Genomic DNA, 17796 nt, shown 5'->3' with positions numbered 1-17796 from the left:
ATTAGTGCACCATAAGTAAGTGAAAATCTTATATGGGAGGCTATGAAGCATGATTGTAACAACAACGTCTACAATTCAAGGAAAAGAAATTATTGAGTATATCGATATCGTCAATGGAGAAGCGATTATGGGCGCGAATATCGTTCGTGACCTTTTCGCCTCTGTTCGTGACGTTGTCGGCGGTCGTGCAGGTGCTTATGAAAGTAAATTAAAAGAAGCACGCGACATTGCAATGGAAGAGATGAAAACTTTCGCAAGACAAAAAAATGCGAATGCAATTGTTGGTATCGATGTGGATTACGAAGTAGTTCGCGAAGGAATGCTAATGGTTGCAGTGAGCGGGACTGCTGTCCGTATTTAAAGTAAAAAGCCGTGCCGATGCACGGCTTTTTTACTTTGATTGATGCTATTCTATGTCGAAGTTCCAATATTTCTTGGGAAATGCGGAAGGCCTTGTCGATATATAGGGAAGACGTTAGAGCGCTTCTTTACATTTTCGGATTTGAACTAATAATGTTTCATATTCTTGTTCGAGAGATGTGATGTCATCGTGATGATTTTGTATGGAAATTCGGCCGATGATTTCTGTTAACTTTGTCTGTAATCGTAATAATTCTTGTTCAGTAACGTTTACAGAATCCCCGGCTGTTCTTTTTGTGTATTGCTCGTAATTACCGTGGAATATTCTTGGTTCACTCTCATCTACTTGTAGAATATGGTCTGCAACAGAACGAATGAAGGCACGGTCATGGCTAATGAAAAGTATAGTGCCAGGATATTCTTGTAACATGCTTTCTAATTCTTCTTGCGTCGCTAAGTCCAAATAGTTTGTCGGTTCATCGAGCAGAAGCATATTATAATTTCCTAAAAATACTTTTGCGAGCGCAACCTTCATTCGTTCGCCGCCACTTAAGACGTGCACAGGTTTATGAACATCTTCACGGCGGAATAGAAGCCGTGCAAGTATTGTTCGAACGAATGCTTCTGTATAGTTAGTTTCTTCTAGAACGTTTTCTAAAATGGTTTTATCTGTTTTTAAAATTGATAGTGTTTGTTCGAAATATCCAATTTTACAACTTTTCGAAAGCTGAATGCCACGTTCGTTTGCGAGAAGCATATTGAACAAAGTTGTTTTGCCGCTTCCGTTTGCTCCTAAAACAGCAAGTTTTGCACCAGGAGCAATAGTTCCATTCATATTTTTAAATAGTGTGCGGTCACCTATTTTCTTTGTTGCTTTATTGAACTGTATTGCCACTTTACTATGAATGGGTGTATGGTATTGTACGTCAAACTGAGCCTGAGAAAAATCTTTCGGTTTTTCTTTCTTTTCTAATTTTTCGAGACGTGTTTCTAATGCTTTCGCTGCTTTGCTAACCTGTTCTTGGCCATGAGCCCCACTTAATTTATACAGTTTAGATTCAGATGAACTGAACCGTGTTGGGATTTTTGTCATGTTAGAAGCACGTTGCTTTTTTTGTGAAATTGACTGCTCTAAACGATTTTTTTCTTGTACATATTGCTCATATTCTGCTTGTTTTTGTATTCGTTCACGTTCTTTTTGCTCTCGATAGTTGGAATAGTTTCCTTTATATTCTTGAATCGTCCCGTCTTCAATTTCAATAATTTTTGTACATATATTATCTAGAAATTCACGATCATGCGATATTAAAACAAGTGACCCTTTATAAGATAAGAGCGCCTTTTCTAATTGCTCTGTACCGACCATATCTAAGTGGCTTGTTGGTTCATCAGCAAATAAAATGCCTGCATCTTGTTCAAGAGCATGAGCAATCTTTAGCCGCATTCGTTCACCACCGCTCATTGCATCTGTAACGTTTGAAATACTCCATTTTCCTTTTGCGAGAGCAGAAGTGGTTTCCGGTAGTTCCTCACTAAGTTGAGGAATGATGCTGATAGAACTATGATGAGTTACTATGCCTTTGTCAGCTTCTATTTCTTTACTTAATATTTGTAATAACGTAGATTTACCAGCTCCGTTGACTCCGACGATTCCTATACGATCCTGTGCTTGAATTTCCAGTGACGGTAACGTAAATAGTGTGCGATCACCAAGGCTCTTTTCAATATTGCGTGCGAATAAAATAGTCATAAAAAAACCTCCCTAGTTTCACTAGAGAGGATAAACGTCGCCCTTGCATGTAAAAAATCGTACATAAATAAACGATTTTTTTACATGATCGTTTCGAAAGAAAGTATCGACAAATGGACAGACTAATCCTCTGCTAGTTTTCATCATTTTTTGTTCACTATTTGTGATGGATGAAATAAATAAGAGAATTAGAACTTCATTGGTCAAAGTACCTTCCTTTCATAATATTACTTTCATTGTATGCGCATACAAAATGGTTTGTCAAAGTTATTTTTGCTTGTGATTTTTGAATTCGTTATTATACAGTTGTGCCTTTGCTAGTGCTTCAGCATCATTTTTGATTTCATCCAATCCATTCGCATCCCCAATAACATACCCTTCAAAAGATGAACCAACAAAATCAAAGATGTATTGGAACTGAGCGATAAGCGGTAATGCTTTCAGCTTTGGATTGTCTCCGCCAACGATGACAACGTACATTTTTTTACCTTTCATTTTTTCTTTGAAATGAAGAGATGTATCACGCAAGCTTTGTGACCAGCGATCGACGAAGTTTTTCATATGACCGCTCATTCCATACCAGTATAGCGGTGTAGCAAAGATAATTGTGTCGTGCTCTAGCATGCGTTCAATTAAATGTTGATAGTCATCGTTTACAGACTGGAATCCTTTTGCATCATGACGTTGGTCTGTAATAGGATGGACTGTACGGTCTCGCAAGTAAATTTGTTCTGTTTCAATTCCATCGATCATCGTATGTGTTAAAGTTTCTGTATTTCCGTTTTGTCTTGAACTGCCATGTATAACAAACATGTAATCATTCCTTTTCTTTTGTTTGTTTTAGGAGTGAAACGTGTTTTTGCAAATTCGTTTGAATGCTGGAAAGTAATGAGATTTGCTTCGTTACTTCATTGAGTTTATCTTCATAAAGCGTAAGGATACTGCTGCAAGGATTTTCGTACAGGTGCGGCTCTATTTCGAGGCAACGCAGCATCCTTGCCGTCTCTTCTAAATTTAAGCCAATTTGTAAGTACATTTGAATAAGCTCCACTTTTTCGATGGCACTTTCATCAAAATCACGGTAGCCATTTGCGAGGCGTTTAGAGGGGAGTAATCCCTTTTCTTCATAATGTCTTAGTGATCTTTCGCTAACCCCGGTTTCTTTTGATAACTCTCCAATTCGCAATGTGTTTCACTCCTTTTACATGTATTGTAAACCTTCACACTAATGTGAAGGTCAATGCTGTTTTTTCGCAAAAGAGTCTACATGATTTAAAAATACTTGAATAGCTTTAGACGGGATGAAATATTTACCGCGCACGATGGAGAATGGACGGATGAGTTGTTCATTTGGAACTTCGACGTGGAATAGCTCTTTTGCCAGTAACTCTTTCCGTACAGTCCAATCAGAAAGGATAGCGATGCCAAGCCCGGCACTAACTGCTTCCTTAACGCTTTGGATACTACTAAATGTAAAGAATCGTTTCATTTTCAAATGGTGTTGATGAATAAAGCGGTCACTATAAGCGCGTGTACCAGAACCACTTTCTCTTAATACCCATACTTGATCTTGGAGTGTGCTTTCATTTATTTCATTTGTGCGGAGCAGTGGATGATTTGGCGGGACGACGAGCTTCATTTCATCTTGCATAAACGTTTCAACGTCAACGTCGGCGTATACGACTTGCCCTTCCACTAAGCCGATATCAATTTGATTAGAGCGAAGGCTTTGCAAAACGTCTTCTGTATTTGAGATAAAGGTATGAACTTCGACGTGTGGATTTTCATTCGCATAGTTAGCCAGTATTTTTGGAAGTAAGTATTCGCCAATTGTGAAACTAGCACCGATGCGAAGAGTTCCTGTTACAACGTTATGTAGTTCGTTAATTTCTTGTTTGGCTTCTTCGTAAAGAGAGAGCATTTGCTTTGCATGTATATATAATATGTTTCCAGCCTCCGTCACTTGAACGTGCTTCGGAGAGCGCTGAATGAGTGTAGTTCCAAATTCGTTTTCTAAGTTGCGTATATGCATACTTACGCCAGGCTGTGAAAGATTTAATAATTCTGCTGCACGGGAGAAGTGCTTCTGTTCAACGACAGTAACAAATATTTTTAAAATGTCTACGTTCATGTAATGGGCTCCTTTCTTTTTCTATCATCTTATCATAAGTATTTCTGATGATAGAGATTCAATATTGATATTAAACTTATTATAGAAACTCTCTTATAATGTAAGTAGAAAGAACATGCATGTTCCAATACGATTATTGGAGTGGTACAAAGTGGAACAAACACTTGTTATACAAAAGAAGAAGGGCTTTGGATTTTCGCAAGGTATTGGGATTACGTTATTAATCGCAATTGCCGCGAAATATTTAGCAGAGCTTCCATTTTTAAATATTATGGGACAATTAGTAATTGCTATTCTAATTGGGATGGTTTGGCGTGCGGCAATTGGAGTTCCTCATGATGCGATTGCCGGGACGAACTTTGCGAGTAAGAAGTTGCTGCGCTTTGGGATCATCTTACTTGGAATGCGGTTAAATCTTGTTGATATTGCGAAGGCAGGGCCGAAAGTATTGGTCATCGCAGCGGTTGTTATTACGTTTACGATTTTCGTTGTATATGGACTAACGAAAGTATTTAAAGTAGAGAAGAAGCTTGGAATTTTAACAGCGTGCGGAACAGCAATTTGCGGCGCGGCAGCGGTCGTGGCAATTGCACCGCAAGTGAAAGCGAAGGATGAAGAAACGGCAGTTGGGGCAGCGATCATTGCAATTTTAGGTACAATATTTACACTTATTTATACGCTATTATACCCAGTGCTTGGCTTCTCACCGTACGGTTACGGTGTATTCTCAGGTGCGACGCTGCATGAGATCGCCCATGTCATTGCAGCTGCGGCACCAGGAGGAAGTACGGCTGTAGACATCGCAGTTATCGTGAAATTAACGCGCGTTGCAATGCTTGTGCCAGTAGCGATTTTAATTGGATTATGGTTTGGTAAGAGTGAAGATAGCGAGGAAAAAAGATCGTGGCGAGACCTTCCAATTCCGTGGTTCATCTTCGGATTTTTAGCGATGAGTGCAGTGCATTCGCTCGGGGTTATACCAGAAGTTGTTGCCGGCTACATTGTTGTCGTTGCTTACATGCTTATCGCAATGGCGATGGCGGGGCTTGGTTTAAATGTAGAGTTTAAAACGTTCCGTAAGTTAGGAAGTAAGGCATTCATGGCGGGGCTGATCGGCTCGGTTTGCCTTTCTATTCTTGGATACGTTCTTGTATATGCGCTAGGATTTATGTAATAGGACGAAGAAGCTGTTCCAAAAGATATTTTGGGACAGCTTTTTTCTTATGATTATAGTGCTACGAATGTCGATATATTTAAAAAATCGCTGATATAAATTGAATTACGCTTGTACTTTGTGAGAGAAGGTGCTCATTGAAATGTTTTACTAAAATTTGTAAAGATATCTTTACTTATAACTGGAAAATATTTATAATTAAAGTAAAGATATCTTTACTTTCGAAGGTGGAACCTATGGGTGTGAAAAATAAAATAAAAGAGTTAAGAAAGCAACATCATATAACGCAAGTTGAAATGGCAAAGGCGATGCAGGTGACGCGGCAGACGATTGTGGCGATTGAAAACCATCATTATAACCCGAGTCTAGAGTTATCCCTAAAAATCGCCAAATATTTTGGGGTGAAGGTGGAGGAAATATTTACGCTAGAGTAAGGGGAGAAAAAATGAACGATACTAAAAGGTTATTTATCGGTGCGACTTTTGGATTGTTTTTGGGAGACATTGTAGTTCATATTATGAATCCGGCTATACCAATTTTACCGCTCGTAGTGAGTAACGTTTTAGCGATTGTATTTTTGATAGTGTATTCGTATTACAAAAAGCGTAAGTACAAAAAAGAAGAACTTCCAGATATAGATGAGGGAGTAAATGAAAATATAAAAAAATATGTAAATGTCTCATTTGTATTCGCGTTTCTATTGCTTATTGTTTATATTGTTGCGAGTAAAGCAATAGGCAGAGCTGTTATACCAGTGCAAGAAATATTTATGATATGTAGTTCCTTATTTGCGGGTAGTCTCATCATAGGAGTCATGATAGGGAAACGAGCATAGAGATAGGAGGAATGAAAAATGCAAGATGAGTTTGAGAGATTTCAGTCAGATAAAGCGTTTAAATATGTAGGGTTATTTTTTACGATTAGTTTAGCGGTATGGAGTTTATATAATTTAATTGTTGATGGAAATGCTGGTATGCCGTTTGTTTTATTTGTACTAGGGCAGTGGGTGTATTTTCTCGTGAACTATTGGCCGAAGTGGAAATATAGAGATCAGAAAGAGGCTGATCATGTATGAGTAAGCAAGATGTTATACGGTTTATAGGAAGTTTGTTTTTAGCGGGTCTTGTTTTAAATGTGAGTTTAATGATTTTAAGTATTTCGTGGGGAACTATTTTTATATCGAATGTAGCACTAGTCATTTTATATAGTATTGCGGAATATAGAGAACAGAAGCGTTTGAAAGAAGAGGGAGTACCGTCGATTGATGAGCGAGTTGTGAATAAGATGAAGTCGTATTTTACGATTTGTATTACAAGCTTCATTTTCCTGTTCATTATGTATCTTTGTGTAAATAAGTATTTAGATAGGCAAGCAGTACATGTAAATGATTTATTATATATTGCTATTTTTGGTTTATTAATAAGTATGGCATCGACGAGTGTGTTAGCAACAAGGAAATAGATAGAAAAAAGGGGAACTGGGATGGGATTACCGGTATTATGTGTCGCTACGGCTATTTTTGCTTTGTTTTGGGGAATGCAGAACTTCTCTCGTAATCCAGTGCCAAGTATTTGTATTATGCTCGGTACTGTAGGTTTATCATATTATTTATTAGTTTCAGCTCATTATCATAAAACAGCAACGAGTGTTGTTGTTGGAGCACTTATTTTATTTTGTGGGCGTGCCGTGCAAAAGGGATTATTTCCGTAAAAGCTGTTTATACAAAAAGTATAAACAGCTTTTTGTATTTTTTTTACAAAAGTCTTGAAAGTTACGTAACGTCATCTTTTATAATGAAGGGGAAGAGGTGATGATAGTGATTTCAATACAACAATTGACGAAAGAGACAGGGATAACAGTACGGACATTACGTTATTATGATCAAATAGATTTATTAAAGCCGAGCGAGAAGACTGAAGGTGGACATCGTTTATATAGTGAAGCTGACGTAATACGGCTGCAGCAAATTTTATTTTTAAAGGAAATGGGCTTTTCATTGAAAGAGGCTGCGAATATGTTAGTAAAAGGTGAGCTTAACTTAAAGGGTTCTCTTGAGAAACAACTTCGGTTTGTACAGGAAGAACAAAAGAAATTTAATCGAATGGAGCGTGTTTTACAAGCTGTTGTTTATTCGGTGGATGTGGAGGGAGAACTTGATTGGAAAGTTATGTTTGAACTGATTCAGCTTTCGAAACAGTCGTCTCGTATACGTGAAATATTTCAAAATGAAGTATTTTCAAAGGAAGAACAAAAATTGCTTCATAACTTGCCAAATATGAGTGAAGAAGATCCGAGTGTTTTAGAATGGGTAGATTTATTAAAGCAATTACGTACTTTTATGAAAGACGGCAAAGAAGCTGCGAGTGATGAGGTACAAGGGGCAACGAAGAGATTAATGCAGAAGTGTTTAGAGATTGCCAATGGTGACGAAGCGTTTTTAGATAAGTTATGGGAAGTTAGAAAATCGAAGGAAGATTCACAGAAAATGAGCATGTATCCAATTGAAGAAGAACTTTTATTATATATGGATGAGGCTTTTCGTATATATGATGAAAAGGAGAGGGATAAATGAGTATACTCGCAGAATATCGTTGGTACTTTTTAATTGGGGCAGAGATTGTATTTTGGTTATCGGCTATCGGTTTCTTTTTACTTCGTTACGGATTCCGTTTGAAAAAGGCGAGCTTTATTATGGGGATTGTACTCCTCGTAAATGAAGTGTTTATTTTAACTTTAGGGGTAGTGGACTATTATCAAACAGGGAAGTTCTCTAATTTTCAAATCATTACTGTAATTATTTTATTGTATGCAGTTTTCTACGGGAAAAAGGATTTGAAGAAGCTTGATATATTTGCGCAAAAGCTAGTTGCGAAATGGCGGAATGAATCAGCGCCTATTATCGAAGAACAGGTAGAATTAACAGGTATGGCCTATGCGAAGCAGGAAATAAAAAATTGGGTATTGCATCTTGTTTTATTCGTTGTTGTGCATATTTTCTTTTTCTTTCTGTACGGTTTTGTCCCGTTTGAACAATGGCATAATTGGTTAGAGACGGGGATTGTTTTAAATGAACCAGCTAGTCGTGTTAGTCAAGTTTGGGCGATTATACTTTTAGTGGATACAGTTATTTCATTTTCATATGTTCTTTTCCCGAAGAAGGAGAAAGGAAAAGAGAAGCTACTTTCGTAGAGGAAAGTAGCTTTTTCTAGTATACCAATAGTTTGTATAGGAGAGGATAACAATAGGAAAAACAGGTTTTATATGCTTATTTCTCTTTAGTTTAGTAGCATGCTCACAACCTAACATTACAATTGATAAGAAGAATGATGTTGTTGTAAAGGGAACAGAAATTTCTAATCTAGATAAATTCAAAAAGTTCGTTTTGAATGTGGAACAAGGGGAAGTTGATAAAATAAGAATTGTACATTATACACATGAAGGTGATCCGGTTTTTCAAACGTTAGAGTATAGTGGAACAGATATAATTCATATGTTAGATAATAGGCAAGATCGATTTGCTGGTAATCATACAGATATAGATGAAGATAGCTGTAAAAGGGTTGTTAAAGAGCAGCGTGAATTATAAACGGCTTATAGGTTAATAGACTGTGTGAATGAAAATGGGCGCAATGGATATGATTTATTATATGTATCTAAAAAATAGAGTTAGTAGAGGAAGGAAGTTTTGACTCCTTCCTTTTTCTATGTATATATTGTCGAAAGTTTTACCGAATATCTGTTCGTTTTTTTAGGTTTTTTATGGGCATTCGTGGTAAAATAATAATACAGATTTTTATGAGGAGGTCGGTTTTTAGTTGGAACATCCATTTGAAATTATCTCAGAATATTCCCCGCAAGGTGATCAGCCGGGAGCGATAGAGAAGCTTGTAGAGGGAATTAATAGTGGAAAGAAAAAGCAAGTGTTGCTGGGAGCAACAGGGACGGGGAAGACATTTACGATTTCAAATGTCATTAAAGAAGTGCAGAAGCCAACACTTGTGATGGCTCATAATAAAACGTTAGCAGGACAATTATATAGTGAGCTGAAAGATTTTTTCCCGAATAATGCAGTTGAATATTTTGTTAGTTATTACGATTATTATCAGCCGGAAGCGTATGTACCACATACGGATACATTTATTGAAAAAGATGCGCAAATTAATGATGAAATCGATAAATTACGTCACTCGGCAACGTCTTCTTTATTTGAACGAGATGATGTTATTATCGTTGCGAGTGTGTCGTGCATATACGGTTTAGGTTCACCGGAAGAATACCGCGAGTTAGTTGTTTCACTTCGGGTTGGTATGGAAAAGGACCGCAATCAATTGCTTCGTGAACTTGTTGATGTGCAGTATGGACGTAATGATATTGATTTCAAGCGTGGTACATTCCGTGTTCGCGGAGATGTAGTTGAGATCTTCCCGGCATCGCTTGACGAGCATTGTATTCGGATTGAATTTTTCGGTGATGAAATCGATCGTATTCGAGAAGTAAATGCATTAACGGGTGAAGTATTAGCAGAACGTGATCATGTAGCAATCTTCCCGGCATCTCACTTCGTTACACGTGAAGAAAAGCTGAAGGTTGCTATTGAAAATATTGAAAAAGAATTAGAAGAACGTTTAAAAGAATTAAATGATAACGGTAAATTGATAGAAGCGCAGCGCATAGAACAACGTACACGCTATGATTTAGAAATGATGCGTGAGATGGGCTTTTGTTCAGGGATTGAAAACTATTCCCGTCAATTAACACTTCGTCCGGCAGGTTCAACACCATATACACTGTTAGACTATTTTCCAGAAGATTTCTTAATTGTGATGGATGAGTCGCACGTATCGGTGCCCCAAGTAAGGGCGATGTATAACGGAGACCAAGCGCGTAAGCAAGTGCTTGTGGATCATGGATTCCGTCTGCCATCAGCTTTAGATAATAGACCGCTCACGTTTGATGAGTTTGAAGAGAAAACGAATCAAGTTATTTATGTTTCGGCAACGCCAGGACCATACGAATTAGAACAATCACCACAAGTAATAGAACAAATTATTCGTCCAACAGGGCTTTTAGATCCACCGATTGATATACGACCAATTGAAGGTCAAATTGATGACTTGTTAGGAGAAATTCAAGATCGTATTTTGAAAAATGAACGTGTATTAATTACGACTTTAACGAAAAAAATGTCAGAGGATTTAACGGATTACTTAAAAGATGTAGGAATTAAAGTGAACTATCTTCACTCTGAAATTAAAACGTTAGAACGTATTGAAATTATCCGTGACCTTCGCCTTGGTAAGTTTGACGTACTTGTCGGTATTAACTTATTACGAGAAGGATTAGATATTCCAGAAGTATCACTTGTAGCTATTTTAGATGCTGATAAGGAAGGATTCTTGCGTTCAGAGCGTTCATTAATTCAAACAATTGGTCGTGCGGCACGTAATGAAAATGGCCGCGTTATTATGTACGCAGATCGTATAACAAGATCAATGGGAATTGCAATTGAAGAAACGCAGCGTCGTCGTACTATACAAGAAGCTTACAATAAAGAGCATGGCATTACGCCGAAAACGATTCAAAAAGGCGTGCGTGACGTTATCCGTGCAACGACAGCTGCTGAAGAACCGGAAATGTATGAAGCGGCACCAGCTAAGAAGATGACGAAAAAAGAGCGTGAAAAGACAATTGTGAAGATGGAAGCAGAGATGAAAGAAGCAGCAAAAGCGTTAGATTTCGAGCGTGCAGCTGAATTAAGAGATTTACTATTAGAATTAAAAGCGGAAGGGTGAACAGAGTGAGCATAAGCAAGGATTTTATTGTCGTAAAAGGTGCTAGAGCACATAACTTAAAAAATATTGATGTAACCATTCCGAGAAATCAGCTTGTTGTTGTGACGGGATTGTCTGGTTCAGGGAAATCATCATTAGCGTTTGATACGATTTATGCAGAAGGGCAACGCAGATACGTAGAATCGTTATCTGCGTATGCACGCCAGTTTTTAGGACAAATGGATAAGCCGGATGTGGATACGATTGAAGGCTTATCTCCAGCGATTTCAATCGATCAAAAAACGACAAGTCGTAATCCGCGTTCAACAGTTGGAACGGTCACAGAGATTTATGATTATTTACGTTTATTATTTGCACGAATTGGTACGCCAATTTGTCCGAATCATGGTATTGAAATTACATCACAAACAGTAGAGCAGATGGTAGACCGTGTACTTGAATATCCTGAACGTACGAAATTACAAGTGTTAGCTCCTATCGTGTCTGGGCGTAAAGGTGCACATGTGAAAGTGCTTGAAGACATTAAGAAGCAAGGGTATGTTCGTGTACGTGTTGATGGTGAAATGCTTGATGTATCTGAAGATATTGAGTTAGATAAAAATAAGAAGCATTCCATTGAAGTTGTAATTGACCGTATTGTTGTAAAAGAAGGGATTGCAAGCCGTCTTGCGGATTCACTTGAAAGTGCATTAAAGCTTGGCGGGGGCCGAGTGTTAATTGATGTAATGGGAGAAGAGGAACTTCTATTTAGTGAACATCATGCTTGTCCGCATTGTGGCTTTTCAATCGGAGAATTAGAGCCGCGCATGTTCTCATTCAATAGTCCATTTGGGGCATGTCCTTCTTGTGATGGACTTGGCTCAAAGTTAGAGGTGGATTTAGAACTTGTCATTCCGAATTGGGATTTATCATTAAATGAACATGCGATTGCGCCTTGGGAGCCGACAAGCTCACAATATTACCCACAGCTTTTACAATCTGTATGTAATCATTACGGCGTTGATATGGATATGCCTGTGAAAGATATACCGAAAGATTTATTTGATAAAGTGTTGTACGGAAGCGGTGAAGAGAAAGTTTATTTCCGCTATGTAAATGAATTTGGTCAAGTAAAGGAAAATGAGATTTTATTTGAAGGTGTTATTCCAAATATCGAACGTCGTTATCGTGAAACGAGTTCTGATTATGTTCGTGAGCAAATGGAAAAGTATATGGCAGAGCAAGCTTGTCCGAAGTGTAAAGGTGGACGCTTAAAGCCTGAGAGTTTAGCTGTTTTCGTTGGTGATAAAACGATTGCTGATGTAACGAAGTATTCTGTTCAAGAAGTACAGGAATTCTTCTCGAATGTCGAGCTAACGGAGAAACAACAAAAAATTGCTCATTTAATTTTAAGAGAAATCCAAGAGCGCGTTGGATTCTTAGTGAACGTCGGTTTAGATTATTTAACTTTAAGTCGTGCCGCAGGGACTTTATCAGGTGGTGAGGCGCAGCGTATTCGTTTAGCGACGCAAATTGGTTCTCGTCTTACTGGCGTACTTTACATTCTTGATGAGCCTTCTATCGGTTTACATCAGCGCGATAACGATCGTCTTATTCGTACGTTGCAAGAAATGCGTGATTTAGGAAATACGTTAATTGTCGTTGAACATGATGAAGATACGATGATGGCTGCTGATTATTTACTTGATATCGGACCTGGTGCAGGTATTCACGGTGGTCAAGTTGTATCGGCGGGGACGCCAGCTGAAGTGATGCAAGATGATAATTCGCTAACAGGTAAGTATTTAAGCGGTAAAGAGTTTATTCCGGTTCCACTTGAAAGACGTAAAGGTGACGGACGTAAAGTGGAAATTATCGGTGCAAAAGAGAATAACTTAAAGAATGCGAAGATGTCATTCCCGCTTGGTACGTTTGTAGCGATAACGGGTGTATCTGGTTCCGGTAAAAGTACGATGATTAATGAAGTACTATATAAATCATTAGCGCAAAAGTTATATAAAGCGAAAGCGAAGCCAGGTACTCATAAAGAAATTAAAGGTCTTGAGCATTTAGATAAAGTAATCGATATTGATCAATCGCCAATCGGGCGTACACCACGTTCTAATCCAGCGACGTATACAGGTGTATTCGATGATATTCGTGATGTGTTTGCACAAACGAATGAAGCGAAAGTGCGCGGATATCAAAAAGGACGTTTCAGCTTTAATGTAAAAGGTGGACGTTGTGAAGCGTGCCGTGGTGATGGAATTATTAAAATCGAAATGCACTTCTTACCAGACGTATACGTTCCGTGTGAAGTTTGTCATGGTAAACGTTATAACCGCGAAACGTTAGAAGTGAAATATAAAGATAAGAACATTTCTGAAGTGTTAGGGATGACAATTGAAGATGGAGTAGAGTTCTTTGCTAATATCCCAAAAATTAAGCGTAAACTTCAAACGCTTGTAGACGTTGGACTTGGTTATATGAAATTAGGCCAACCAGCTACGACGTTATCTGGAGGAGAAGCACAGCGCGTGAAGCTAGCTTCTGAATTACACCGTCGTTCTACTGGGCGTACGTTATACATTCTAGATGAGCCAACGACTGGTTTACATGCACATGATATCGCGCGTCTTCTAGAAGTTCTGCAACGTCTTGTTGAGAGTGGTGAAACCGTACTTGTAATTGAACATAATTTAGATGTAATTAAAACGGCTGATTATATCGTTGACCTTGGACCAGAGGGCGGAGACAAGGGTGGACAAATCGTTGCTTCCGGAACGCCAGAGCAAGTAGTGAAAGAAGAGCGCTCGTATACAGGTAAGTATTTAAAAGATATTTTAGTTCGTGATAAAGCAAGAATGAAAGAGAAAATAAAAGAAGTAGAGCTATCTCAATAAGTGTATTACGAAAAACCGAGTGGAAATGCCACTCGGTTTTTCGTTCATAGGGGGAGAAAATGGAGTTTATAGATGTTTTAAGAAAGAAAAATATGAAAGTAAGAGAGTTTCAAAGTTGGGGTGTATATTTTCGCAAGCGCTGGGAGGATCATTTTGCAAACCATTTAAGTGATGAGGCAAAAGAAGACATTTTCCTGTATGGAGATAAGTATGCATGTGGGTATCTTTGGCACATATTTAGTTATGAGAAAAAGAAGTGTTTAGAGGGTGAAGAAGCGGAGAACGCGTTTCATAATGAAGTGAAAAAGGATTGCTATATATTCTATCAACATTGTGATGATGTACTGCTAATAAAAGATACGAGTTTGTTACATATGGAGGATATATTGTGTGAGAGGGACGATATGTATAAAGGCGATATCTATATTGTAGATAAAGAGTTCACTTGGACTTTTGTAAAAACTCATGAACATAGATGGTGTGGTCCCTATTTCGCAAAGAAATGTTGGTAGGTATACAAGCATGAAGAGTAGAATAAGTTGATATAAGTGTTTGTATGATACTTGCGTTTCTTATCTATTAGCGTATGATGAAATATATATGTTTAAAAGGATGTGTAACGAAATGAGATGGATTGTATCACTTCTTGTAAATAGCGTTGTGTTAATCGCTGTATCGGGACTTTTAAAAGGGATTGCACCAGACGCGTTTTACGTAGCGAATATACAGACTGCAATTATTGCGAGTATTATCTTGGCCGTTTTAAATGTGTTCGTAAAACCGTTTTTAATTTTAATTACGCTACCAATTACTCTTGTAACTTTCGGGTTCTTCTTAATTGTTATTAATGCGATTACGTTAAAAATAGCAGATTCATTATTAGGAGATGCGTTTAATATATCAGGGTTCGGTGTAGCAATCGTTGCGGCAATTTGTATTTCAATTTTTAATATGATTATTGAAAAGGTAATTGTAGAACCTTTATATGAAAAAAAGAGAAAATGACAAAAAGAAAAACATTTCATGATGTATATGAAATGTTTTTTTCTATTTATTAGAAACCGTATTTCTTGTTTCCAGAAAAAAATGGTACAATATCCGGTAGAATGGAATTTTACATCAAATGAGACTGAACCCGCAGCGGAGTGGAGGTTTATACATATGCCGAAAGTAAGGACAAAAGATTTAATTGAACAATTTCAATTGGAGTTAATAAGTGGTGAAGAGGGAATTCATCGTCCGATTGATACAAGTGATTTATCACGACCTGGAATTGAAATGGCAGGATTCTTTACATATTATCCAGCTGATCGCGTGCAGCTTCTTGGAAAAACGGAGCTTACGTTCTTTGATACGTTAACAACAGAGCAAAAACAAGAGAGAATGAAAGCGCTTTGTACCGAGGAGACGCCATGTATTATCATAACTCGTAATCAAGATGTACCAGATGAGTTATTACAAGCATCACGTGAATCAGGCATGCCTTTATTACGTTCTTCTCAAACGACAACGAGATTATCAAGTCGTTTAACCAATTATTTAGAAGGTAAGCTAGCACCAACAACTGCTGTTCATGGTGTATTAGTAGATATTTACGGTGTTGGTGTTTTAATTACAGGTCAAAGTGGTGTCGGTAAAAGTGAGACAGCTCTTGAACTTGTGAAGCGTGGCCACCGCCTTGTTGCGGATGATAGTGTAGAAATTCGCCAAGAAGATGAAGACACATTAGTAGGAAGCTCACCAGATTTAATTGAGCATTTATTAGAAATTCGTGGTCTAGGTATCATTAACGTTATGACGTTATTCGGTGCAGGGGCAGTGCGAAATTATAAGCGTATTACGCTTGTTATTAATCTTGAAATTTGGGATCAAAAGAAAAATTACGATCGCTTAGGTCTTGATGAAGAGAAGATGAAGATTATTGATACAGAACTTACGAAGATTACACTTCCAGTTCGTCCTGGTCGAAACTTGGCTGTTATTATTGAAGTAGCAGCGATGAACTTCCGTTTAAAACGTATGGGAGTCAATGCAGCACAGCAGTTCTCTGAACGATTAATGAGTGCGATTGAGTTAGGAAATCAGGAGTAAACTTTGGAGAGGGAGGTCATACATATGCTGTTAGGTTCTGTACCGCAGCTTGACCGTGTAGCGATCCAACTTGGGCCGTTTCCTGTATATTGGTATGGGATTATTATCGGTACAGGCGTGCTATTAGGTCTTTGGCTAGCAACTCGCGAGGGAGAAAGACTAGGTATTCCAAAAGATACATTTGTTGACCTTGTATTAATTGCAGTACCGATCGCTATTCTATTTGCGAGAATGTACTATGTTATTTTTGAATGGGAATATTACGCGCAAAACCCGAGTCAAATTATTAATATTCGTCAAGGTGGCTTGGCGATTCATGGTGGTTTAATCGGGGCTGTTATTACAGGGGTTCTTTTTGCGAAACGACGCGGGGTTTCATTCTGGAAGTTGGCTGATATTGCTGCGCCAAGTATTTTATTAGGACAAGCAATTGGTCGATGGGGAAACTTTATGAACCAAGAGGCGCATGGTGATGAAGTAACGAGACAGTTTTTAGAAGGGCTTCATTTACCGGATTTCATTATTAATCAAATGTATATTGAGGGTGTGTACTATCATCCGACATTTTTATATGAATCATTATGGAATTTTGCAGGTGTCATTTTATTACTTGCATTACGAAAAGTGAATTTACGACGCGGGGAATTATTCTTCACATATTTAATTTGGTATTCAGTAGGGCGCTTCTTCGTAGAAGGCTTACGTACAGATAGTTTAATGTTAGGACCACTTCGTATCGCACAAGTAATGTCAATTGGACTTGTTGTTATTTCTATTATTTTCATTATTGTGAGACGAAAAATGGGGCAAGCTGATAAAAGATATTCGGAAAATTAGAGAAAAGTAGCATCTTATTATAAGGTGCTGCTTCTTTCATATTCAGGAAAGAGAAGGGACTAAGGCAATGAGAATAAATACAGTGTTATTTGATTTAGATGGAACTTTAATTAATACAAACGAACTTATTATTTCTTCTTTTTTACATACGTTACATACATATTATCCAAGTCAATATAAGCGTGAAGATGTATTGCCATTTATTGGCCCTTCTTTACATGATACTTTCAGCAAGATTGATGAAAACAAGGTTGAAGAGATGATTACATGTTATCGTCAATTTAACCATGATCATCACGATGAATTAGTGGAAGAATATGAAACTGTATATGAAACAGTTCAAGAGTTGAAGAAGCAAGGCTATAAAGTTGGTATTGTTACAACGAAAGCGAGACAAACCGTTGAGATGGGATTAAAGTTGTCAAAGCTTGATGAATTTTTTGATATTGTCGTGACAATTGATGATGTAGAGCATGTGAAACCACATCCAGAGCCACTTCAAAAAGCGCTTGAGTTATTGGATGCAAAACCGGAAGAAGCATTGATGGTTGGGGATAATCATCATGATATTGTTGGCGGACAAAATGCGGGTACGAAAACAGCTGCGGTTTCATGGACATTGAAAGGTAGAGAGTACTTAGAGGCTTACAAGCCGGACTTTATGCTAGATAAAATGAGTGATTTGTTACCGATTTTGTCTGATATGAACCGTTTATAAAAGTCCAAGTAAGTTAGTAGGGGTGTATTTCCCTACTAACTTATAGTTTCACTTTTTAGTA

The 17796-nt window shown here is 37.8% G+C and carries 20 protein-coding genes and 1 pseudogene; 17 read left to right on the top strand and 4 right to left on the bottom strand.

The window, feature by feature from the left end; genetic code table 11:
• The first annotated feature begins 49 nt into the window (after positions 1 to 49).
• Positions 50 to 361 carry a heavy metal-binding domain-containing protein gene (locus J0835_RS25425; protein ID WP_000637523.1) on the top strand — a complete coding sequence of 104 codons (312 nt, stop codon included), beginning with the start codon at positions 50 to 52 and terminating at the stop codon, positions 359 to 361.
• 114 nt (positions 362 to 475) lie between these two features.
• Here J0835_RS25425 and abc-f read toward each other — a convergent pair whose 3' ends face one another.
• From abc-f to J0835_RS25405, 4 genes are all read right to left on the bottom strand, one after another.
• Positions 476 to 2110: a ribosomal protection-like ABC-F family protein gene (abc-f, locus tag J0835_RS25420; protein WP_087983103.1), complete on the bottom strand. Its 1635-nt coding sequence runs from the start codon at positions 2108 to 2110 to the stop codon at positions 476 to 478.
• Between the two features lie 267 nt (positions 2111 to 2377).
• Positions 2378 to 2923, bottom strand: coding sequence for a flavodoxin family protein (locus J0835_RS25415; RefSeq protein WP_087983101.1), 546 nt, complete (start codon positions 2921 to 2923; stop codon positions 2378 to 2380).
• Positions 2924 to 2927: 4 nt separating this feature from the next.
• Positions 2928 to 3296, bottom strand: coding sequence for a MerR family transcriptional regulator (locus J0835_RS25410; RefSeq protein WP_087983099.1), 369 nt, complete (start codon positions 3294 to 3296; stop codon positions 2928 to 2930).
• Between the two features lie 51 nt (positions 3297 to 3347).
• Positions 3348 to 4241 (bottom strand): LysR family transcriptional regulator, encoded by an 894-nt coding sequence (locus J0835_RS25405; RefSeq protein WP_001100016.1) that lies wholly within the window; start codon positions 4239 to 4241, stop codon positions 3348 to 3350.
• Between the two features lie 151 nt (positions 4242 to 4392).
• On the opposite strand from J0835_RS25405, the gene J0835_RS25400 reads away from it, so the two are divergent.
• The 16 genes and pseudogenes from J0835_RS25400 (at position 4393) to ppaX (ending at position 17735) form a co-directional block, all read left to right on the top strand.
• Entirely contained in the window at positions 4393 to 5415 is a 1023-nt protein-coding gene (locus tag J0835_RS25400) for a YeiH family protein (RefSeq protein WP_140386941.1), read from the top strand.
• A 236-nt stretch (positions 5416 to 5651) separates the two neighbouring features.
• Positions 5652 to 5849 carry a helix-turn-helix transcriptional regulator gene (locus J0835_RS25395; protein ID WP_000538359.1) on the top strand — a complete coding sequence of 66 codons (198 nt, stop codon included), beginning with the start codon at positions 5652 to 5654 and terminating at the stop codon, positions 5847 to 5849.
• An 11-nt stretch (positions 5850 to 5860) separates the two neighbouring features.
• Positions 5861 to 6250: a hypothetical protein gene (locus tag J0835_RS25390; RefSeq protein WP_087983095.1), complete on the top strand. Its 390-nt coding sequence runs from the start codon at positions 5861 to 5863 to the stop codon at positions 6248 to 6250.
• An 18-nt stretch (positions 6251 to 6268) separates the two neighbouring features.
• The gene (locus J0835_RS25385) at positions 6269 to 6490 is read left to right on the top strand and encodes a hypothetical protein (RefSeq protein ID WP_087983093.1); all 222 of its coding nucleotides are present in this window, start codon (positions 6269 to 6271) and stop codon (positions 6488 to 6490) included.
• The gene (locus J0835_RS25380; RefSeq protein WP_087983091.1) at positions 6487 to 6876 is read left to right on the top strand and encodes an ATPase; all 390 of its coding nucleotides are present in this window, start codon (positions 6487 to 6489) and stop codon (positions 6874 to 6876) included. The genes J0835_RS25385 and J0835_RS25380 overlap by 4 nt, the downstream gene beginning before the upstream one ends.
• A 21-nt stretch (positions 6877 to 6897) precedes the next feature.
• Positions 6898 to 7125 (top strand): hypothetical protein, encoded by a 228-nt coding sequence (locus J0835_RS25375; protein ID WP_000524124.1) that lies wholly within the window; start codon positions 6898 to 6900, stop codon positions 7123 to 7125.
• Between the two features lie 100 nt (positions 7126 to 7225).
• On the top strand, positions 7226 to 7987 hold the full coding sequence (locus J0835_RS25370; RefSeq protein WP_140386940.1) for a MerR family transcriptional regulator: 762 nt from the start codon (positions 7226 to 7228) through the stop codon (positions 7985 to 7987).
• Entirely contained in the window at positions 7984 to 8604 is a 621-nt protein-coding gene (locus tag J0835_RS25365) for a hypothetical protein (protein WP_087983087.1), read from the top strand. The genes J0835_RS25370 and J0835_RS25365 overlap by 4 nt, the downstream gene beginning before the upstream one ends.
• Before the next feature lie 46 nt (positions 8605 to 8650).
• Positions 8651 to 9079, top strand: a pseudogene (locus J0835_RS25360) (DUF4362 domain-containing protein).
• Positions 9080 to 9230: 151 nt separating this feature from the next.
• On the top strand, positions 9231 to 11207 hold the full coding sequence (gene uvrB / locus J0835_RS25355) for an excinuclease ABC subunit B (RefSeq protein WP_333728177.1): 1977 nt from the start codon (positions 9231 to 9233) through the stop codon (positions 11205 to 11207).
• An 11-nt stretch (positions 11208 to 11218) separates the two neighbouring features.
• Positions 11219 to 14089 (top strand): excinuclease ABC subunit UvrA, encoded by a 2871-nt coding sequence (gene uvrA, locus J0835_RS25350; RefSeq protein WP_140386949.1) that lies wholly within the window; start codon positions 11219 to 11221, stop codon positions 14087 to 14089.
• Positions 14090 to 14148: 59 nt separating this feature from the next.
• Entirely contained in the window at positions 14149 to 14601 is a 453-nt protein-coding gene (locus J0835_RS25345) for a DUF4275 family protein (RefSeq protein WP_087983081.1), read from the top strand.
• Positions 14602 to 14713: 112 nt separating this feature from the next.
• A complete protein-coding gene (locus J0835_RS25340; RefSeq protein WP_087983079.1) occupies positions 14714 to 15094 on the top strand; it encodes a phage holin family protein in 381 nt (126 codons plus the stop codon).
• 156 nt (positions 15095 to 15250) lie between these two features.
• Complete coding sequence (gene hprK / locus J0835_RS25335; protein WP_001127251.1) at positions 15251 to 16180, top strand: HPr(Ser) kinase/phosphatase; 930 nt, start codon at positions 15251 to 15253, stop codon at positions 16178 to 16180.
• A gap of 24 nt (positions 16181 to 16204) precedes the next feature.
• Positions 16205 to 17017, top strand: coding sequence for a prolipoprotein diacylglyceryl transferase (lgt, locus tag J0835_RS25330; RefSeq protein ID WP_087983077.1), 813 nt, complete (start codon positions 16205 to 16207; stop codon positions 17015 to 17017).
• Positions 17018 to 17084: 67 nt separating this feature from the next.
• Positions 17085 to 17735: a pyrophosphatase PpaX gene (gene ppaX, locus J0835_RS25325; protein ID WP_087983075.1), complete on the top strand. Its 651-nt coding sequence runs from the start codon at positions 17085 to 17087 to the stop codon at positions 17733 to 17735.
• Positions 17736 to 17796: the final 61 nt, after the last annotated feature.

Source organism: Bacillus cereus group sp. Sample62, assembly GCF_036851315.1.
Taxonomy (GTDB): Bacteria; Bacillota; Bacilli; order Bacillales; family Bacillaceae_G; genus Bacillus_A; species Bacillus_A wiedmannii.
This window is presented reverse-complemented; position numbering and strand designations above follow the sequence as displayed.

Bases quoted from the DNA above. Each gene is read 5' to 3' on its own strand.
- J0835_RS25390 (WP_087983095.1), top strand. From the start codon at position 5,861: ATGAACGATACTAAAAGGTTATTTATCGGTGCGACTTTTGGATTGTTT.
- J0835_RS25385 (WP_087983093.1), top strand. From the start codon at position 6,269: ATGCAAGATGAGTTTGAGAGATTTCAGTCAGATAAAGCGTTTAAATAT.
- J0835_RS25365 (WP_087983087.1), top strand. From the start codon at position 7,984: ATGAGTATACTCGCAGAATATCGTTGGTACTTTTTAATTGGGGCAGAG.
- J0835_RS25375 (WP_000524124.1), top strand. From the start codon at position 6,898: ATGGGATTACCGGTATTATGTGTCGCTACGGCTATTTTTGCTTTGTTT.
- J0835_RS25380 (WP_087983091.1), top strand. From the start codon at position 6,487: ATGAGTAAGCAAGATGTTATACGGTTTATAGGAAGTTTGTTTTTAGCG.
- ppaX (WP_087983075.1), top strand. From the start codon at position 17,085: ATGAGAATAAATACAGTGTTATTTGATTTAGATGGAACTTTAATTAAT.
- J0835_RS25370 (WP_140386940.1), top strand. From the start codon at position 7,226: ATGATAGTGATTTCAATACAACAATTGACGAAAGAGACAGGGATAACA.
- lgt (WP_087983077.1), top strand. From the start codon at position 16,205: ATGCTGTTAGGTTCTGTACCGCAGCTTGACCGTGTAGCGATCCAACTT.
- abc-f (WP_087983103.1), bottom strand. From the start codon at position 2,110: ATGACTATTTTATTCGCACGCAATATTGAAAAGAGCCTTGGTGATCGC.
- hprK (WP_001127251.1), top strand. From the start codon at position 15,251: ATGCCGAAAGTAAGGACAAAAGATTTAATTGAACAATTTCAATTGGAG.
- J0835_RS25395 (WP_000538359.1), top strand. From the start codon at position 5,652: ATGGGTGTGAAAAATAAAATAAAAGAGTTAAGAAAGCAACATCATATA.
- J0835_RS25405 (WP_001100016.1), bottom strand. From the start codon at position 4,241: ATGAACGTAGACATTTTAAAAATATTTGTTACTGTCGTTGAACAGAAG.
- J0835_RS25415 (WP_087983101.1), bottom strand. From the start codon at position 2,923: ATGTTTGTTATACATGGCAGTTCAAGACAAAACGGAAATACAGAAACT.
- J0835_RS25425 (WP_000637523.1), top strand. From the start codon at position 50: ATGATTGTAACAACAACGTCTACAATTCAAGGAAAAGAAATTATTGAG.
- J0835_RS25345 (WP_087983081.1), top strand. From the start codon at position 14,149: ATGGAGTTTATAGATGTTTTAAGAAAGAAAAATATGAAAGTAAGAGAG.
- J0835_RS25340 (WP_087983079.1), top strand. From the start codon at position 14,714: ATGAGATGGATTGTATCACTTCTTGTAAATAGCGTTGTGTTAATCGCT.